This is a genomic window from Salinibacterium sp. GXW1014 (genome assembly GCF_044769865.1).
Lineage (GTDB): Bacteria > Actinomycetota > Actinomycetes > Actinomycetales > Microbacteriaceae > Homoserinimonas.
Genome location: NZ_JBIZWA010000001.1, coordinates 491,139 through 507,062, shown reverse-complemented (window position 1 = coordinate 507,062; position 15,924 = coordinate 491,139). Strand labels below are relative to the sequence as shown.

General features: G+C 65.6%; 14 protein-coding genes. 6 read left to right on the top strand and 8 right to left on the bottom strand.

Translation table 11 applies throughout. The annotated features are described in order from the left end of the window. Positions 1-138 precede the first annotated feature (138 nt). A complete protein-coding gene (locus ACIQK7_RS02420; RefSeq protein WP_403020891.1) occupies positions 139-2,055 on the bottom strand; it encodes a putative Ig domain-containing protein in 1,917 nt (638 codons plus the stop codon). Between the two features lie 187 nt (positions 2,056-2,242). On the opposite strand from ACIQK7_RS02420, the gene ACIQK7_RS02415 reads away from it, so the two are divergent. After that, on the top strand, positions 2,243-3,643 hold the full coding sequence (locus tag ACIQK7_RS02415) for a DUF2130 domain-containing protein (protein ID WP_403020889.1): 1,401 nt from the start codon (positions 2,243-2,245) through the stop codon (positions 3,641-3,643). A 477-nt stretch (positions 3,644-4,120) separates the two neighbouring features. Beyond that, positions 4,121-5,227 carry a type I restriction endonuclease gene (locus tag ACIQK7_RS02410; protein ID WP_403020887.1) on the top strand — a complete coding sequence of 369 codons (1,107 nt, stop codon included), beginning with the start codon at positions 4,121-4,123 and terminating at the stop codon, positions 5,225-5,227. Between the two features lie 21 nt (positions 5,228-5,248). On the opposite strand, the gene ACIQK7_RS02405 is transcribed toward ACIQK7_RS02410, so the two are convergent. The 3 genes from ACIQK7_RS02405 to ACIQK7_RS02395 form a co-directional block, all read right to left on the bottom strand. Beyond that, positions 5,249-6,769, bottom strand: a complete 1,521-nt coding sequence (locus tag ACIQK7_RS02405; protein WP_403023946.1) for a DNA/RNA helicase domain-containing protein — start codon at positions 6,767-6,769, stop codon at positions 5,249-5,251. A gap of 229 nt (positions 6,770-6,998) precedes the next feature. Next, positions 6,999-7,319 carry a nucleotide pyrophosphohydrolase gene (locus ACIQK7_RS02400; protein WP_403020885.1) on the bottom strand — a complete coding sequence of 107 codons (321 nt, stop codon included), beginning with the start codon at positions 7,317-7,319 and terminating at the stop codon, positions 6,999-7,001. 26 nt (positions 7,320-7,345) lie between these two features. After that, the gene (locus tag ACIQK7_RS02395; protein ID WP_403020883.1) at positions 7,346-7,711 is read right to left on the bottom strand and encodes a VOC family protein; all 366 of its coding nucleotides are present in this window, start codon (positions 7,709-7,711) and stop codon (positions 7,346-7,348) included. 61 nt (positions 7,712-7,772) lie between these two features. On the opposite strand from ACIQK7_RS02395, the gene ACIQK7_RS02390 reads away from it, so the two are divergent. Continuing rightward, positions 7,773-8,144, top strand: coding sequence for a YccF domain-containing protein (locus tag ACIQK7_RS02390; protein ID WP_403020881.1), 372 nt, complete (start codon positions 7,773-7,775; stop codon positions 8,142-8,144). Positions 8,145-8,188: 44 nt separating this feature from the next. Here ACIQK7_RS02390 and ACIQK7_RS02385 read toward each other — a convergent pair whose 3' ends face one another. Together ACIQK7_RS02385 and ACIQK7_RS02380 are read right to left on the bottom strand one after the other, a co-directional pair. Next, a complete protein-coding gene (locus ACIQK7_RS02385) occupies positions 8,189-8,497 on the bottom strand; it encodes a DUF86 domain-containing protein (RefSeq protein WP_403020879.1) in 309 nt (102 codons plus the stop codon). 32 nt (positions 8,498-8,529) lie between these two features. Beyond that, positions 8,530-9,006, bottom strand: coding sequence for a nucleotidyltransferase domain-containing protein (locus ACIQK7_RS02380; protein WP_403020877.1), 477 nt, complete (start codon positions 9,004-9,006; stop codon positions 8,530-8,532). Between the two features lie 173 nt (positions 9,007-9,179). Between ACIQK7_RS02380 and ACIQK7_RS02375 the strand changes: the two genes are divergently transcribed. Together ACIQK7_RS02375 and ACIQK7_RS02370 are read left to right on the top strand one after the other, a co-directional pair. Beyond that, the gene (locus ACIQK7_RS02375; protein ID WP_403020875.1) at positions 9,180-9,974 is read left to right on the top strand and encodes a nuclease-related domain-containing protein; all 795 of its coding nucleotides are present in this window, start codon (positions 9,180-9,182) and stop codon (positions 9,972-9,974) included. A gap of 65 nt (positions 9,975-10,039) precedes the next feature. Then, entirely contained in the window at positions 10,040-10,639 is a 600-nt protein-coding gene (locus ACIQK7_RS02370) for a glyoxalase (RefSeq protein ID WP_403020873.1), read from the top strand. Between the two features lies 1 nt (position 10,640). On the opposite strand, the gene ACIQK7_RS02365 is transcribed toward ACIQK7_RS02370, so the two are convergent. Both ACIQK7_RS02365 and ACIQK7_RS02360 read right to left on the bottom strand, forming a co-directional pair. Then, on the bottom strand, positions 10,641-11,414 hold the full coding sequence (locus ACIQK7_RS02365) for a hypothetical protein (protein ID WP_403020871.1): 774 nt from the start codon (positions 11,412-11,414) through the stop codon (positions 10,641-10,643). A gap of 148 nt (positions 11,415-11,562) precedes the next feature. Next, complete coding sequence (locus ACIQK7_RS02360; RefSeq protein ID WP_403020869.1) at positions 11,563-12,303, bottom strand: hypothetical protein; 741 nt, start codon at positions 12,301-12,303, stop codon at positions 11,563-11,565. A gap of 99 nt (positions 12,304-12,402) precedes the next feature. On the opposite strand from ACIQK7_RS02360, the gene ACIQK7_RS02355 reads away from it, so the two are divergent. Continuing rightward, complete coding sequence (locus tag ACIQK7_RS02355) at positions 12,403-15,870, top strand: TM0106 family RecB-like putative nuclease (RefSeq protein WP_403020867.1); 3,468 nt, start codon at positions 12,403-12,405, stop codon at positions 15,868-15,870. Positions 15,871-15,924 lie beyond the last annotated feature (54 nt).

Below are 15,924 nucleotides of genomic sequence, written 5' to 3'. Positions count from 1 at the left end.
CTTCCACCGGCCGGGTCAGCCCGTGAGTGTCGAGAAGGTGCGCCTGCGCCACGCTGGGTGGAGCGCATTCTCGACACTCACCGAAGTGGGCCGAGGTGCCGCGACTGCGCGTCGCGACACCCGCCACTCAGCGAGGCGTCAGCTGGTGCGGGCCTCGCGGCGGCGGGCGATCAACATGAGCCCCATGCCGATGAGCAGTGAGAGCACGGACCCTGCGGCGGCGAGGGCGGAGACACCCGTTCCGGTGACGGGGAGGATGTCGTCGCTTGCGGGCACCAGCGCGTCTGGGTGCAGGGCGGTGACGGGCGTGCGGCTCGTGTGCACCGTGCCGTCGGGCAGCGTGTAGGTGACAACGAGGTGGTGGAGGCCCGGCGTGAGGCCTGCGGGTGCCGTGACAGTGAGGGCGAAACCACCGGATGCGCCCACCGTGGCGGTGCCCAACAGGACCGGCGTCGAGTGCATCTCGACGCGCACCTGCGTGCCCTCGGGCAGCGGGTTCGATTCGCCGTCGCGCTCAAGTTTGGCCCTGCGCTCTGCCTCCAGACGCTCGGCCGCCTCCGCCACCTTCTTCGCGCGATCTTCGTCGAGCTGCGCCTCCCGCTGTCGGCGTTCCGCCTCGATTCGCTGCACCCGGGCCGCGTTGATTTCCCGCGCGGCCTGCTGTTGGGCCTGCCTGTCGCCCTGACGAGCCGCGTCGATCCCGGCCCGTTCCGCGGCTTGAGCGGCCAGAATGGCGATCATGGCGTCGTTCTCCGCCTTGATCGCGGCCTGCTGGGCGACAATTGCAGCGATCATGGCATCCTGCTGTGCCCTGGCCAACTCCTCGATGGTCGCTGCGTCGGGTGTACCCACGACGATGCCGTCGACAGGAGTGCGGTCGGTGGGCATGCGCCAGGACGCCGCGTCACTGACATCCGTGTCGGGCGGCCCGACGAGAAAGCCGATGTGGCCCGTGTTGGGGTTGATGCCCATGAAGACGCGCGTACCCGCGCTCGGGCGGTTCTGCTGGTTGGCCCGCTCAAGTGCCTGCTCCGGTGTGAGTCCGCTGTCGAGGAGACCGCCGAAGACAGAGGCGAGTCCTGAGGGGTCGATGATCGCAGCGATCGTCGGATAGATCAGGGCGGAGGCGAGCACGGTGACGGTGGCGCGGTGGGTGACGGATGCACGGGCATCCGTCGCCGTGATCGTGAGGTCGCGCTTGGCCTGCGCCGACGTGGCCGTGCCGCTGATAACGCCGCGGCTCGCGTCAAAGCTCAGGCCCGCCGGGAGGGTGCCCTCAAGCGTGTAGGTGATGTCACCACGGTTGCCGCTCACGGGGAAGGTGTATTCAACGGCTGTTCCCGCAACGGGGGTGAGGGCGGTGGGCCCGCCGATGGTGAGCACCCACACGTCTCCCGCCACGCGGGTCGTGTAGCGCTGCTCACCGCCCGGCATCGTGAACTCGACCACGATCTCCACAGCACCGGATGTCGCATCCTCGGCGATCGCGACGTCGAGCGTGTAGGCACCCTCGTTTTGGACCGCGGTCGTTGCGACCGGCCTGCCGCCGATGGATGCGAGCACCTGGGTGCCGGCGGGCAGGCCTGCGCCGCTCAACCGGAACTCTGTGCCGGGAGCGAGGTCGGTGGGGTCGAGGTATTCGCCCTCGGCATCCGTCATCGTCACCTGGAGTGCGCTGGCCGGGCCGATTCTGAAAGTTACCCGTTCAACGCCTCTACCCGACTCGCTGGTGGCGACGATCCTCCCGCCACCCTCGCCTTCGGATGCTGGCGCACCGGCGAAGGACGCGCTGGCCTGATCGAAGGTGACACCCTCGGGAAGCTCCATGCACTCGGTGCTCCACGTCACGGCCGCCGCCGAGGAGGTCGTCAAGGGTGCGGGCGCGAGCGGGACGCCGACGAAGCCGAACACCGACGGAGCCTGGACCTCGAAGTTGGCCTCGTCGGAGCACTCGGTCGGCACCGGCTCCGCAGCCGCGGGCGTGGCGAGGGCAGTGAACGCGAGCACGGCTGAGAGGAGCAGTGCAAGGCGGGCGGGTTTGCGAGAGCGGGTCATCGGCGTCCTTCGGGGGGCTCCTCGTCCGCGAAACACACGGACGCTTGAATATATTGGACTCCAGTCCAAGAGTGCGCGACCCCAAACGGGGGACGTTGCGAGATGCCGACCGGCGCGGCCGTGCGTTCGGTGGATGACGGTGCGGACGCTTAGCCTGTGGGGGAGTCACGCCGAGGGGGAGACATTCATGAGCACGCAAGAGATCAAGTGCCCGGGCTGCGGCAAGGTGTTCACGATCGACGAGTCGAGCTACGCCGACATCGTCAAGCAGGTGCGCGACAAGGAGTTCGACCAGCAGCTGCACGAGCGGCTGGCGCTCGCCGAGCAGGAGAAGAAGGCGGCACTCGAACTTGCTGAGGCGAAGGCGTCGAGTGCGCTGAAGGATGCGGCGGCGGCGAGTGCGGCGGAGGTGCAGGAGCTGAAGGCGAGGCTCGAGGCATCCGAAGTCTCCCAGAAGATGGCGGTGACGGAGGCGCTCGCGCTCGTCGAGAAGCAGCGTGACACCCTCGCGAATGATTTGGAGCAGGCGCGGGCCGAGCGCAAGGCGGCGGAGGAGTTGGCGGCGGCGCGGCTGGCATCCGAGATGCAGAAGACGGCGTCGGAGAAGGATGCCGAGATCGAGAAGCTGCGGTCGCAGCTGTCGTCGGTGGAGGTGGCGAAGAAGCTGGAGCTCACCGAGGCGCTCAACGGTGTTGAGAAGGAGCGCGACGAGCTCCGCAACGGCCTCGAGCGGGTGCAGCTGGAGAAGCAGCTCGAGGTGACGTCGCTCAAGGAGCGTTTCGAGGTGCAGCTGAAGGATCGCGATGAGGCGATCGAGCGGCTGCGCGACATGAAGGCGAAGCTCTCGACCAAGATGGTCGGCGAGACGCTCGAGCAGCACTGCGAGTACGAGTTCAACAGGTTGCGGGCAACGGCGTTTCCGCGCGCGCACTTCGAGAAGGACAACGACGCGCGCAGCGGCAGCAAGGGCGACTTCATCTTCCGCGACACGGATGCCATGGGCACCGAGATCGTGTCGATCATGTTCGAGATGAAGAACGAAGCGGATGCCACGGCGACGAAGAAGAAGAACGAGGACTTCTTCAAGGAGCTCGACAAGGACCGCAACGAGAAGGGCTGCGAGTACGCGATTCTCGTCTCGCTGCTGGAGCCGGAGAGCGAGCTCTACAACACGGGGATCGTGGATGTTTCGCACCGCTACCCGAAGATGTTCGTCATCCGCCCGCAGTTCTTCATTCAGATGATCACGCTGTTGCGCAACGCCGCCATGAGCGCGCTCGAGTACAAGACCGAACTGGAGCTGGTGCGGGCGCAGAACGTCGACATCACGAACTTCGAGGCTCGCATCTCGGAGTTCAAGCAGCACTTCGGCCGCAACTGGCGACTGGCGTCCGACGGTTTCGACGAGGCCGTGCACCGTATCGACGAGGCCATCAAGGACCTCGAGAAGGTGAAGCAGGCGCTGCACAAGTCGGCGAACAACCTGCGGCTGGCGAACGACAAGGCCGAAGACCTCAGCATCAAGAAGCTGACGCGGGGCAACCCGACGATGGCGGCGAAGTTTGCTGAGCTGGAGGCTGCTGAGTAGCTCGCTCGCGCACTCAGTGGATCCCAGTCGCGCCAGCGCCGTGAAGCTGGTGGCCGCGTTGTCCCTCTCCGGTGTACGCGTAGGACCCATCCTCGCGTAGCCCCTCGAACTCGTCATAGCCGTACCGTGCCCCGGCCTCAGGGTCTGTGAAGATCAAGACATCACTAGTGGCGCGGGGAGTCGAGATTCCGCCCTGCTGCTGTCCTCCGTAAGCTTCGTGAATCGCTCGCCGGCGAACGACGTCACCGATTTCGAGTGCCCACGTCTTTTTCCTCGAACTCGTCCCCGCCATGTGACCCCCCGATCGACGTGGGCGCACATTGTTGAAGGTTACGAATGCGTCTGAGTTTCGGCCACGTCTGACACGAAGACTGGGTCATAGGGCCCGCGGCCACAAGACCTCTAACTGGGGCCTTCCGCCAATGGGACGGGCCGATAGAGTCACGTGAGCCGAACTGGTTACTGAGGGGATTTGGCATGAGCGATATTGCGGAACGTCTGGCGAGCCTGGCGAACAAGATCGCGGTGCAAGGACAGTCGATCGAAACCGAAGAGGCGACGAAGAATGCATTCGTGATGCCCTTCATCTCGTTGGTACTGGGATACGACGTCTTCAACCCCAATGAGGTTGTGCCCGAGTTCACCGCGGATGTGGGTACGAAGCGTGGCGAAAAGATCGACTACGCGATCGTCCAGGACGGCACCGTGCAGATCCTGATCGAGTGCAAGAAGCTTGGGGCACCCCTCGGACTCAACCAGGCGTCACAACTCTTCCGATACTTCGCGGTGGCTCACGCACGTGTCGCCATTCTTACGGATGGCGACGAATACCACTTCTACACCGATCTCGATGCGCCTAATCGCATGGACGAGAAGCCTTTCCTCGTTCTTCGAATCTCCGACTTGGATGAGACTCTGGTCCCTGAGCTGCAGAAGCTCACCAAGGACACCTTCGACATCGAGTCGATCGTCAACGCTGCGGAGGAGCTCAAGTACATCGGAGCGCTCAAGCGGATACTTGCAGCCGAGTTCGCGGAGCCCGACGCCGATTGGGTGAAGTTCCTGACAGCGCGGGTGTACGAGAAATCAATCACGCAGAAGGTCCGAGACCAATTCGAGGTTCTAGTGCGGAAGGCGCAGAAACAGTTTCTCGCCGACCAGGTGAATGACCGACTCAAGGCGGCGCTAGGCGGACAAGGGTACGTTGCGCCGCACGACAATGCTTCCGTTTCGGGGGCCGATGCGAGCGCAAACGTCGCTGAAGCGAGTTCACACGATGTTGATGCTGGAGACGGTATCGACACGACGCTGGAGGAACTCGAGGCATTCCACATTGTGCGAGCGATCGCGTGCAGCGAGGTCTCTGCGATGAGGATCGTCCATCGAGACACGAAGTCGTACATGGGGGTGCTGCTTGACGACAACAACCGAAAGCCGATCGCGCGTCTGCACTTCAACACGGGTCAGAAGTATCTCGGGTTGTTTGACGCCGAGAAGAACGAGACCCGGCATCCGATTGATGTGCTCGCAGACATCTACGCGCATGCTTCAGCCATTCGTGAGACTGTCCACTACTACGAGTGATCTAGCTATACGCAACCACAGCTACTCGCGGACGAAATGGCCCAAGTAAGCACGAAGAGGCGGATCACAGACATACAGATAGGTGCCGCGGATACCGCGGGTTAGAAGCACGCGGTAAATGTTAGTGATGAAGCGAAGTAGGTCTTCGTCTGTGTAAACCTTCCCCAGAGTGGGGTTGTTCTCTTTGCCTTTCTTATCGAAGTACGACGCGCGGTCCACGTACAGGCGCCGCGCATCCGGGTCGAAGCGCAGGTCCGCGCCGATGACCACGCCCGCATAGTTCAGGTCGTAGCCCTGCACAGTGTGAATCGAGCCGACTTCATCCAGCGATCCCTGTGAGGCGATCCAATCGACCGCCGTGCTATTCCACTTCAGACGATGGCCGTCGAGCTCGATGTCGTAGGTGGTTGGGTTGCCCTTGCTCTTCCACTCCCACGCGTATCCGGCGACCAACCTGGCCAGGCCATGCTCCGCATCTTTCGCCCGGATCGCCCTGTGCATCTCGGCCAGATCGTCGAAGATCTGAAGGTCGTAGCCATTGAACGTCTGGAGAGGAGGAGTTGTTCTAAGGTCGCCATCGACCGGCAGGAGGCTACGGACGTATTCGACGTAATCTGCGCCTGCTTGGACGCGCATCTGAGTTGCGAGTGGATAGTGCCTCCGATGTGCCTTCGCAACGCTATTCAGATCGTCAAGGACCTCCGTTGGGAGGTCCGCCGGCCTAACGCTCTGTTCAGCATCCACGAGGAAGATTTGATGCTTGCTTCGAGCCTTGATCCAGTCCAATTGGGTCTTCGTCTTGTCATCGAAGCCGTAAAGCTTCTCCGTGATTTTCTGGAACTTCGCGTTGAGAGGACCAGACGGCTGATTCGCTCGTTGATTCAAACGGTGCGTCTCGTCGACGATCAAGAGGTCGAACATTTCGTCCGATTCGCCGACGTCGAACGCAGTCAGCACCATGCTCTTTTCCAGGCCCGGCGTCTTACGGAACACCTTGATCGCGGATTCCCGCAACGACTGCTGCGGGACGACAATCCCCATACGAAAGTTCTGAAGCATCTCCGGGTAGCCCTCGACGAAGAACTCGGAGAACATCGAGTCGCTGTCGTGGACGTCGCCCGGTTGCGCCGCGCGAATATCCGCCAGCAGTTTCAATAGGTAGATCGCGACGACGGTCTTGCCGGTCCCAGGGTTGCCTTGGATTACGATCGTGCTGCTCGCTTCGGTTCGCAGGTCCGTGAATAGGCCTTCGAGGATGTCTTCCACCGCGATGGCCTGGTCATTCGTGAGCGCCTTGAACGGCGAGAGCTTGAACAGGTCACTGTTCTCGATCTCCTGGATGCTGCGGGTGAACATCCCGTCGTCCTTGAGGCGGTCGAACACCTCACGGAATGTCTCGCGGTACAGCGCCCTCTCGTAATAGTCAGCATCGGTGATGCCCTCATTGCGGTTCAGTACTTGGAATGCCCCATCTCCTGCAAACAGGCGGATGAGGTACGACTCCAGATCAAGGCATACCGACTTGTTGAAGCGATCGTCCATGATCACGCGAATCGTCTTCAAATGGCTCTTGAGATTTGAGTCAAGGTGTTGCCGCATTCGGCTAGCTACATTGATGGATTCGCCGACGTAAATGTCTCTAAGAGTCTTCGCCTTTGCGCGAGATGTCCCGGGAGCGTCAAGCAAGTACACGACCGGCCAGTTTGTGCGCCTAGGGTCACCTGCGGCCCAAGTCCGCACCGAGTTATCGCTGAAATCTAGGTGCTCGATCTCAAAGCTGGTCATACTTCGTGCTCCGCCCCCGAGCCTTATCGACGGGATACTTCTCCCGCGTCCTGGCGAGCTTATCCAAGACGATCTCGTCGGGATCGACCCCAATTCGAGCGGCGAGCAGGTGGCAGTAGGTCAAGACATCAGCGAGTTCGTCGCGCACCCGTTCGGTGTCTGCTTGCGGACTCCATTGGAAGCATTCAAGCAACTCCGCTGATTCGATCGAGATGCTCTTGGCCAGGTTCTCTGGAGTATGGAACTGACCCCAATCCCGCTCGGATACGAACGCTTCGAGCGCTGCGCGCACAGTCTGGTCAGCCACGCAGTCAAGCTATCAGCGGTCGTCGGCTAAGACTCCGCCCACACCGCCAGCTCGTTGCCGCTCGGGTCAGCGAAGTGCAGCCGCCGCCCACCAGGGAACTCGTACGGGCCATCAACGATGCTGCCTCCAGCGGAGGTGATCGCCTGCTCCGTGGCATCCAGATCTTTGGAGTACAGAATCACGAGCGGGCCACCGACCGGGCGGGGCTCTGGCGCGAGCGCAACCCCGCCCGCCTCACCCTCGCCGTCGGCCGCGACGATGCCCGCATACTCAGGCCCGTAGTCGTTGAACGACCAACCAAACGCCTTCGAGTAGAACGCCTTCGCGGCGTCCAGGTCAGTGACGGTCAGCTCGATGTAGTTGATCGAGTGATGGAGCGGCTTCGGCGACATGCGTGCACGGTAGCAGTGGCATCCGACGCTACATAGCGAAGAGTGACAGAATCAGCCCACCATGAAGACCATCCTCAACGTCATCTGGCTCGTGCTGTCGGGCTTCTGGCTGTTCCTCGGCTACGCGCTCGCCGCCGTCATCATGTGCGTGCTGATCGTCACCATCCCCTGGGGGATCGCATCCTGGCGCATCGGCATATACTCGCTGTGGCCGTTCGGCAAGACCGTCATCGACAAGCCCGGCACCGGGTTGGGCGCGATGCTCGGGAACATCATCTGGGTGGTGCTCGCCGGCTTCTGGATCGCCATCGGCCACATCCTCAGCGGCGTCGCCCTCTGCATCACCATCATCGGAATCCCTTTCGGCATCGCCAACTTCAAAATGGTGCCCGTCGCGCTCATGCCCCTCGGCAAGCAGATCGTCGACCAGTAGAGGGGCGGATGCCGCGGCATCCGGCCCTCTTATCCGAGCTGGTTTTAGCGGCCTGCTACCTCGTCCAATGCCCGGCCCAGCGCGGGGAAGCTCACGGTGACCGTCACCCACAGCGCTCGGGTGTCGAGGCGGTCGTAGTGGTGCACGACGAAGTCCCGGTTTCGCGCAGCTTGCGACCAGATCGGTTCGGAGAAACGGTCAGGGTCGGCAGCCATGAGTCGCTTGCAAAGCTCACCGATGCGGTTTGACAGAGCTTCGAACGCAAGCGGGAGAGCCGGGTCGCTGATGAACGCGCTTTCACCACGGCCGACCAGCGCGCTTGCGGTGTCTAGCGTCGTGCGAAGGTCCTCCATCCACCGCTCCACGCGGGACCCCGCAGGCATGCTCACAGCAGCACCGCTTCGGCCAAGATGTGTGCGTCCCTCAGCGGATCCAAAGAGCGACGAGAGACCACCTCGACCTTGCGTCCCGTGAGCTGCTCCATATCGATCTCGAACTGCGCAAGGTCAAACAGGCTGCCGTCATCCGTCAACGTGGCCAATAGGTCGATGTCGCTCTCAGCAGTGTCGGCTCGCCTGGCGACGGAACCGAAGACCGCGACATCCTGAATCTTGTTGAGCGAAGCGATTCGGCGCACGAGGCTGGAACGCGAGCAGAGATCGTCCAGCGTGCTTTTCTGCCGTGAACTATCGCCTTCGGTCATCCTGCTGAAACGCTCGAAAGGCACGATGACCGCCTCGGGCTTGCGATGCGAACCGATCGTGACCGGTTCGGCAAGATCTGGCGCATCGCGAAACTTGCGCAGGATCGTCGAAAGGCCCGCGCGAGCATCGGCAACGGGGATTACGGAACCTGCAGCCATGGGCACATCTTAGCAATTTGTACGGAAAAATGTACATATTAGTAGTTGGCGTCGGTACCACTACAAACCACCGCCGCAGCATCCGCGTCCCCGGTCTTGGGGGCGGCGCCACCCCGCCCCGCCCGCCTAGTCTGGGGCAACGCCTCGGGGGAGGCGCAGGTCGAGGGGGACCAATGGTTGACGTCATCACCACGCCGGGCACGCAGCGCCTGGCGTTTCCGGCCGGGTACAGCGTCGTGCGCGAATGCCTGGAACTGCAGCGGAACGCGCCGGCGCGCAAGGGCATCGCGCGTGCGCTGGGTCTGAGCCCGTTGCATCCGGACGCCCGCAGTTGGTTCGAGGGAGCGCTCGGCGAGATTCGGGTCGGCGCCCTGCTCGAGCGGCTCGGCCCCGAATGGGCCGTGCTGCACGCCGTTCCGGTCGGCACGCGCGGCTCCGACATCGACCACGTGCTCGTCGGCCCCGCCGGCGTCTACACCGTCAACACCAAACGGCACCCCGGCGCGCGCATCTGGCTGGGCGAGCGGATGCTCATGGTCGCCGGGCAGAAAACCGACTACCTCAGAAACTCCCGGCACGAGGCCGCCCGCGCCGCCAAACTCCTCAGCGCCGCGACCGGCGAGGACGTCACAGTGCGGCCCCTGCTCGTACTCGTCGGCACCGGCAGCATGACCGTCAAACAGCGGCCCACGGATGTCACGGTGCTGACCGACACGCAACTGCTGAAGTGGCTCGACCGCCGCATCCCGCAGCTCAGCACGGAGCAGCTCCGCGCGCGGGCCGACGCCGCCAGCGACCCGCGCACCTGGACGAAGGATGCCCCGGCCCTCGAACCCCACCAGGGGGACGCGTTCGAGGCGCTCCGGATCGAGGAGGCTCGCGCCGAGACCGTGCGGTTGCTGTGGAAGGCCGTGCCGCTCGCCGCCGTCGTGATCGGCGCGGTGGCGGCCGTGCTGGGAGCGCTGTAGAGCTGCTGCGAGCCTGAGACGGTCGACCTCTTGACACGCGCCAGCGACCCGCGCACCATGGCCGGGTGACCAGCATCGCTCACCTCACCATCGAGACCGACAACGGCAGCGGGCGCGAGTTCTACACGGACGCCCTCGCCCTCGGCGAACTCGTCCAAGTGCAGCCGACCGCCGAACCGAGCAGCGGCTTCCGCGGTTTCACCCTCGGGCTCGTCACCGCGCAACCCGACGACGTCGACGCACTCATGTCCGACGCGCTCGCCGCTGGTGCCACCGAACTGAAGCCCGCCGCCAAATCGCTGTGGGGGTACGGCGGCGTCGTGCAGGCACCCGACGGCACCATCGTGACCCTCGCATCCGAAAGTAAGAAGAACACAGGACCGGTGACCCGCGAGGTCAGCAGCGTCGTGCTGCAGCTCGGCGTCGCCGACGTCGTGGGCAGTCGGCGGTTCTACGAGGGCAAGGGCTTCACCGTCGCCAAGAGCTACGGCCGCAAGTACGCCGAGCTCGACACCGGGCGCATCAGCCTCACCCTCAATCGCCGCCGCGACCTCGCCAAGAATGCGGGAGTCGCCGAAGACGGTGCCGGCTCACACCGCATCCGCATCGCCGGGTCGAGCGCGTTCACCGACCCCGACGGCTACGCCTGGGTCGCGGCCGACTAGCTCAGGCAGGCCCCAGCAGCGTGTTCACGATGTCGGCGGTGTAGCCCGTCGCGGGCCAGTCCACCCACTTGGTCGCGACGAGCAGGCCGTCGCGCGCGATGATCGAATACCCGTGCGGCCCGAAGCCCTCCGTGCCCGCAACCTCCTTGATGTAGCGCACACTTCCCAGCTCGTTCACGCCCGCGAAGCCCGCACCCTCCAGCGCCTCCGTCACCTGGATCGCCTCCTCGTCGGTGACCTCAGCGACAACCGTCTGGATGCCCACACTGAAGTTGTCCGCGAAACTCCATGTGCACTCCAGGTGCGGGGCCGCCGCGATCGTCGACTCGACGACCCCGGGCACCTCCGCGTCGAAGGGCTGCTCGCGCGGCCCCGTGTTCCCCTCCGACAGCACCGCGCCCGTCGCAGCCAACTCCTCGTAGTAGGCGGGGCTGAAGATATCCCGGCATGCGGCCGGCAGGGCGGATGGCGCGGGCTCGGGTGACTCGGGTTCCGCCGACGGTGTCTCGGCCGGGGCCTCCGAGGGGCTCGGCTCCTGCGAGGCCGCCGGCGCCGTGGCATCCGAGTCACCCAGGTTCATGACCGCGAAGGTGACGCCGGCCCCGATCGCCAGCAGCGCGACCACGCCGACGACGATCCAGGGGAGCACCGAGTTGCGCTTCGGCGACGCCGCGGGTTCGGATGCGAGGGGCGTGGCCTTCTTCTCCGCTGCCGGAGTGCGTTCAGCCTCCGGCTCGTCGAATCCGCCCAGGAGCTTGTCGAAGTCGTCGGTCACAGGAGGGTCTCCTTGTCGTCGGCGGTTCCCCGAACCGCGGGCAGCACCCCGGCGTCGCAGGGGCACCCGCCCATTCTCCCGGACTCGGCGGCCTATGCGCGGAGACGCGCGAGGGTGACGGATGCCGCGACATCCGTCACCCTTTCGTTCACGCGATCGCGTTGAGCAGCATGCCGAAGGCGAGCATCACGACCGTGAGGATCGGGAACAGCAGGATCGTCACGCGACTGAACCACGTCATGCCGGCCTGGGGCTTCTCGCCGGGGCCGACGATGGGGTCCTCGAGCTGGCCCGCGCTCTTGCTGCGCCACTCGAGCACGCTGCCGAGGGCGAGCGACGCGACACCCAGCACGGTGACGATCGCGGCCGGGATCTGTGCGACGATCGCCGGGAACAGCAGGAGCGCGCCCAGCATCGCCACCGACCACATGGTGAAGATCGCGATCGCGACCCAGGTGCGTCGCACGACGAACCGGATGACCTGCGTCGAGCGGAAGTGCAGGAAGGTGACCGCCACGAGCACCATCACGATCAGCACGAGCGTGCCGACGCTCAGCTCGAACACGCCGCTGTCGAAGCACCACGCCTGCACCCCGAAGATCGTGAGCAGCATGCCGATCAGGCCGAAGACGCTGCCGAGGATCCACGAGAAGTCGAGGGCATCCGGAACCTGGCCCCGCGCCGACTCTTTCGCGTACTCCCGGGCGTCGCCGAAGGCATCCTGAGCACTCTCGCCCGACTCCGCGACGTGACTCTCGACGAGTGCGAGGGCGTCGCCAATGTGGGTGCCCGGCACGTCGAGGAGGCGCAGCTCCAACACGAAGTCCTCGACCCAGGCGGGGTCGACGCTCCGGGTGAGCCGCAGGTAGTCGTTGCTCGTGGAGTTCATGGTCAACCCTTCTTCTCGTCCGGGCGGGCGAGGCGGCGGCGTGCCCCGTGTCGGCGGCTCGCGATAGCGTTTCGATATGACCGAGACCCTGGCGCAGGCGTGTTCCTGAGCGCGGCCGACGACGGGCATGCCGTCGTCTACACGAGCGCGAGTGACCTGACGGCGGCGTCGAAGTGTGAGTTCGCGTTCGTGCGCGCGCTCGACGTGAAGCTCGGCCGCATTGAGGGTGTCGCGCCGGAACCCGACGCCATGCTCGAGCGCACCAGCACCCTCGGCGACCAGCACGAGGGCCGTGTGCTCGAGGAGTACAAGCTTTCTCATGAGGTCGTCGAGATTCCGCGGGTCAACGCGCGCGAGTCCGCGGAACTGGATGCCGCGGCGCACGACACCCTCGAGGCCTTCCGTGCGGGCGCCGACGTGGTGTTCCAGGCGACGTTCCACGAGCGCGATGAACCGGTTGACGGTGTCGAGATCGCCTTCCTAGGCTTCGCCGACTTCATCGTGCGCGGCGACGACGGCCGCTACATCGTGCAAGACACCAAGCTCGCGCGCAGCGCTCGCGTGACCGCGTTGCTGCAGCTCGCCGCCTACACGGAACAGATGGAGCGCATCGGCGTCCCCGTCTCCGATCGCGTCGAACTCCTCCTCGGCGACGGACGCACCAGCCCCCACAGCGTCGCCGACATCGCGCCCGTGTATCGGCGGCGACGCCAGCGGCTGCACCAGATCGTGCGGGAGCGGATGGCCGCGACATCCGCCGTCGAATGGGGCGACCCCGACTATGCCATCTGCGGGCGCTGCGAGGTGTGCGACGCCGAGGTGCAGGCGGCGCGCGACGTGCTGCTCGTCGCCGGGCTGCGCGTCACGCAACACCAGCGGCTCGCGGCAGCGGGCATCCACACGATCGACGAGCTCGCCGCATCCACCGGGCCCGTCGAAGGCATCGCCGACCGCACCCTCGCCGGGCTGCGCGCGCAGGCCGCGCTGCAGATCGAGGGGAGCGGCAAGGCCGGGCCCCCGCCATTCCGCCTGGTCGATGGGGAGGCGCTCGCCGCCATTCCCGCCCCCGACCCCGGCGACATCTTCTTCGACTTCGAGGGCGACCCGCTCTATACCGAGGGCGACAGCACCCGCTGGGGCCTCGACTACCTCTTCGGCTACGTCGACAGCGCGGGAGAGTTCACGGCCTACTGGGCGCACGACTTCGCCGAGGAGAAGCATGCCCTGCGCGCCTTCCTCGCCGATGTCGCCGAACGCCGCCGCCGCGACCCCGGCATGCACATCTACCACTACGCGTCCTACGAACGCACGCACCTCGCACAACTTGCCGCCCGCCACGGCGTGGGCGAGGCCGAGGTCGACCAACTCCTGCGGGAGCACGTGCTCGTCGACCTCTACCCGATCGTGTCACGCGCACTCCGCGTCGGCAGCCGCTCCTACTCGATCAAGAAACTCGAACCGCTCTACATGGGCGACGAACTCCGCGACGCCGACGGGGTCACCAACGCGGCCGACTCGATCGTCGAATACGCCGCCGCCGTCGAACTCCGCTCCTCTGGAGACCAGGCCGGATACGAGCGCAAGCTCCACGACATCGCCGACTACAACCGCTACGACTGCGTCTCGACTCTCCGGCTGCGCGACTGGCTGCTCGAGCTCGCCACGGGGGCGGATGTCACACCCCTTCCGGTCTCTGAAACCGAGCCGCTCGAGCTCGAGCCCTCGCCCCTCCACGACGCACTCCTGCGGCTCGCGGGTTCCTCAGTCGAACGCACCGCCGACGAGACCGCCGCCGCCTTCGCCGCCGCCGCGATCGACTACCACCGCCGCGAACAGAAGACCTTCTGGTGGGGCCACTTCAGTCGGCTCGTCGCCCCCATCCAGGAATGGGGCGACACCCGCGACGTCTTCGTCGTGGGCCGCGGCAGCGTCGAGACCGACTGGTACAGAGAGGGTCGTCAGCGAAACGAGCGCCGCATCGTCAGGCTCCACGGCACCTGGGCTCCCGGTTCCAGCGTCAAGCCCGGCGGCATGAGCGGCCCGTTCGCCCTCTACGAGCAGCCCGCTCCCTTCACGAACCCCGGCGCCGAGCCGGGCGCGCGCAGCTGCAAGCAGATCACCCTCCTCGAGGTGGACGACGACAGCGTGCTCATCCAGGAGACCCTCCGCGCCGACGGCCAGCCCTACTCGGTGCTCCCCGTCGCCCTCACCCCCGGCACCCCGCCGCCCGCCGGCCAGCAGAAGCCCGCCATCGAGGAATGGGCACAGGCCATCGTCGACTCCCGCGGCCCCGACGGCAGCGGGCCGTGGCCGAAGGATGCGGCAGTCGACATCCTGCGTCGCACCCCGCCCCGAACGCGCTCCGGCATGCTGCCCGACGCGAGCGACGAGGACTACATCCGTGCCGTCACCGCCGCCTGCCTCGACCTCGACGAATCCTACCTCGCCGTGCAGGGCCCACCCGGCACCGGCAAGACCTACCTCGCCTCCCACGTCATCGCGGAACTCGTGCAGCGCCACGGCTGGAAGATCGGCGTCGTCGCCCAATCCCACGCCGTCGTCGAGAACGTGCTCAGCGCTGTCGTCGAGAAGGCGGGGCTCGACGCCTCGCGCGTCGGCAAAGTGACAGACAACACCGACTGCCCCTTTACCGCCCTCCCCAAAGACGGGCAGCTGCTCTTCGCGGCGAGCAACCCCCGCGGCTACGTCATCGGCGGCACCGCCTGGGACCTCTCCAACCCGGCCCGCATCCCGCGCGACTCGCTCGACCTCCTCGTCATCGACGAAGCCGGCCAGTTCTCGCTCGCCGCCACGATCGCCTCCAGCGTCGCCGCCCGCAACCTGCTCCTCCTCGGCGACCCGCAGCAACTCCCTCAAGTGAGCCAGGGCACCCACCCGGAACCCATCGACGGCTCCGCGCTCGGCTGGATCAGCGACGGCCACGACGTGCTGCCCGGCGAACTCGGCTACTTCCTCGCCGCCAGCCGCCGCATGCATCCCGCCGTCACCGCGCCCGTCTCGCGACTTTCCTATGCGGGCGCTCTGCACTCGCATCCGGATGCCGCGGCGCGCCACCTCGACGGAATCGAGCCCGGTCTCCATCCCATCGCCGTCGACCACTGGGGCAACGCGGTCGACTCCGTGGAAGAGGCATCCGCCGTCGTCGAGATCGTGCGTGACATGCTCGGACGCGAATGGACCGACGGCACGCCGCGCCCCCTCACGCAGGACGACGTGATCGTGGTGTCGCCCTACAACGCGCAGGTCGCCCTCGTGCATGCGGCGCTGCTTCGTGCGGGTCTGGGGGATGTGCGGGTCGGCACGGTCGACAAGTTCCAGGGGCAGGAGGCGGTCATCGCGATCGTCACGCTCGCGGCCTCATCGCCGGTGGAAGTGCCGCGCGGCATGTCGTTCCTGCTCATGCGCAACCGCCTCAACGTCGCCATCTCGCGCGCACAGTGGGCCGCCTACCTCGTGCACTCGCCGCACCTCACCGAATACCTCCCGGCCACGCCCGACGGGGTCGCCGAGTTGAGCGCGTTCATCACGCTCGTGGAAGGCACCTGATCAGCTGCGCCGCCTGAACGAAAGCCGCCTGAACAAGCGAATGCCCCCGCAGGC

Excerpts from the sequence above, each read along its gene's own strand:
- ACIQK7_RS02375 (WP_403020875.1), top strand. The coding sequence starts at position 9,180 with ATGGTTGACGTCATCACCACGCCGGGCACGCAGCGCCTGGCGTTTCCG.
- ACIQK7_RS02380 (WP_403020877.1), bottom strand. The coding sequence starts at position 9,006 with ATGGCTGCAGGTTCCGTAATCCCCGTTGCCGATGCTCGCGCGGGCCTT.
- ACIQK7_RS02395 (WP_403020883.1), bottom strand. The coding sequence starts at position 7,711 with ATGTCGCCGAAGCCGCTCCATCACTCGATCAACTACATCGAGCTGACC.
- ACIQK7_RS02415 (WP_403020889.1), top strand. The coding sequence starts at position 2,243 with ATGAGCACGCAAGAGATCAAGTGCCCGGGCTGCGGCAAGGTGTTCACG.
- ACIQK7_RS02410 (WP_403020887.1), top strand. The coding sequence starts at position 4,121 with ATGAGCGATATTGCGGAACGTCTGGCGAGCCTGGCGAACAAGATCGCG.
- ACIQK7_RS02420 (WP_403020891.1), bottom strand. The coding sequence starts at position 2,055 with ATGACCCGCTCTCGCAAACCCGCCCGCCTTGCACTGCTCCTCTCAGCC.
- ACIQK7_RS02385 (WP_403020879.1), bottom strand. The coding sequence starts at position 8,497 with ATGGAGGACCTTCGCACGACGCTAGACACCGCAAGCGCGCTGGTCGGC.
- ACIQK7_RS02390 (WP_403020881.1), top strand. The coding sequence starts at position 7,773 with ATGAAGACCATCCTCAACGTCATCTGGCTCGTGCTGTCGGGCTTCTGG.
- ACIQK7_RS02360 (WP_403020869.1), bottom strand. The coding sequence starts at position 12,303 with ATGAACTCCACGAGCAACGACTACCTGCGGCTCACCCGGAGCGTCGAC.
- ACIQK7_RS02405 (WP_403023946.1), bottom strand. The coding sequence starts at position 6,769 with ATGGACGATCGCTTCAACAAGTCGGTATGCCTTGATCTGGAGTCGTAC.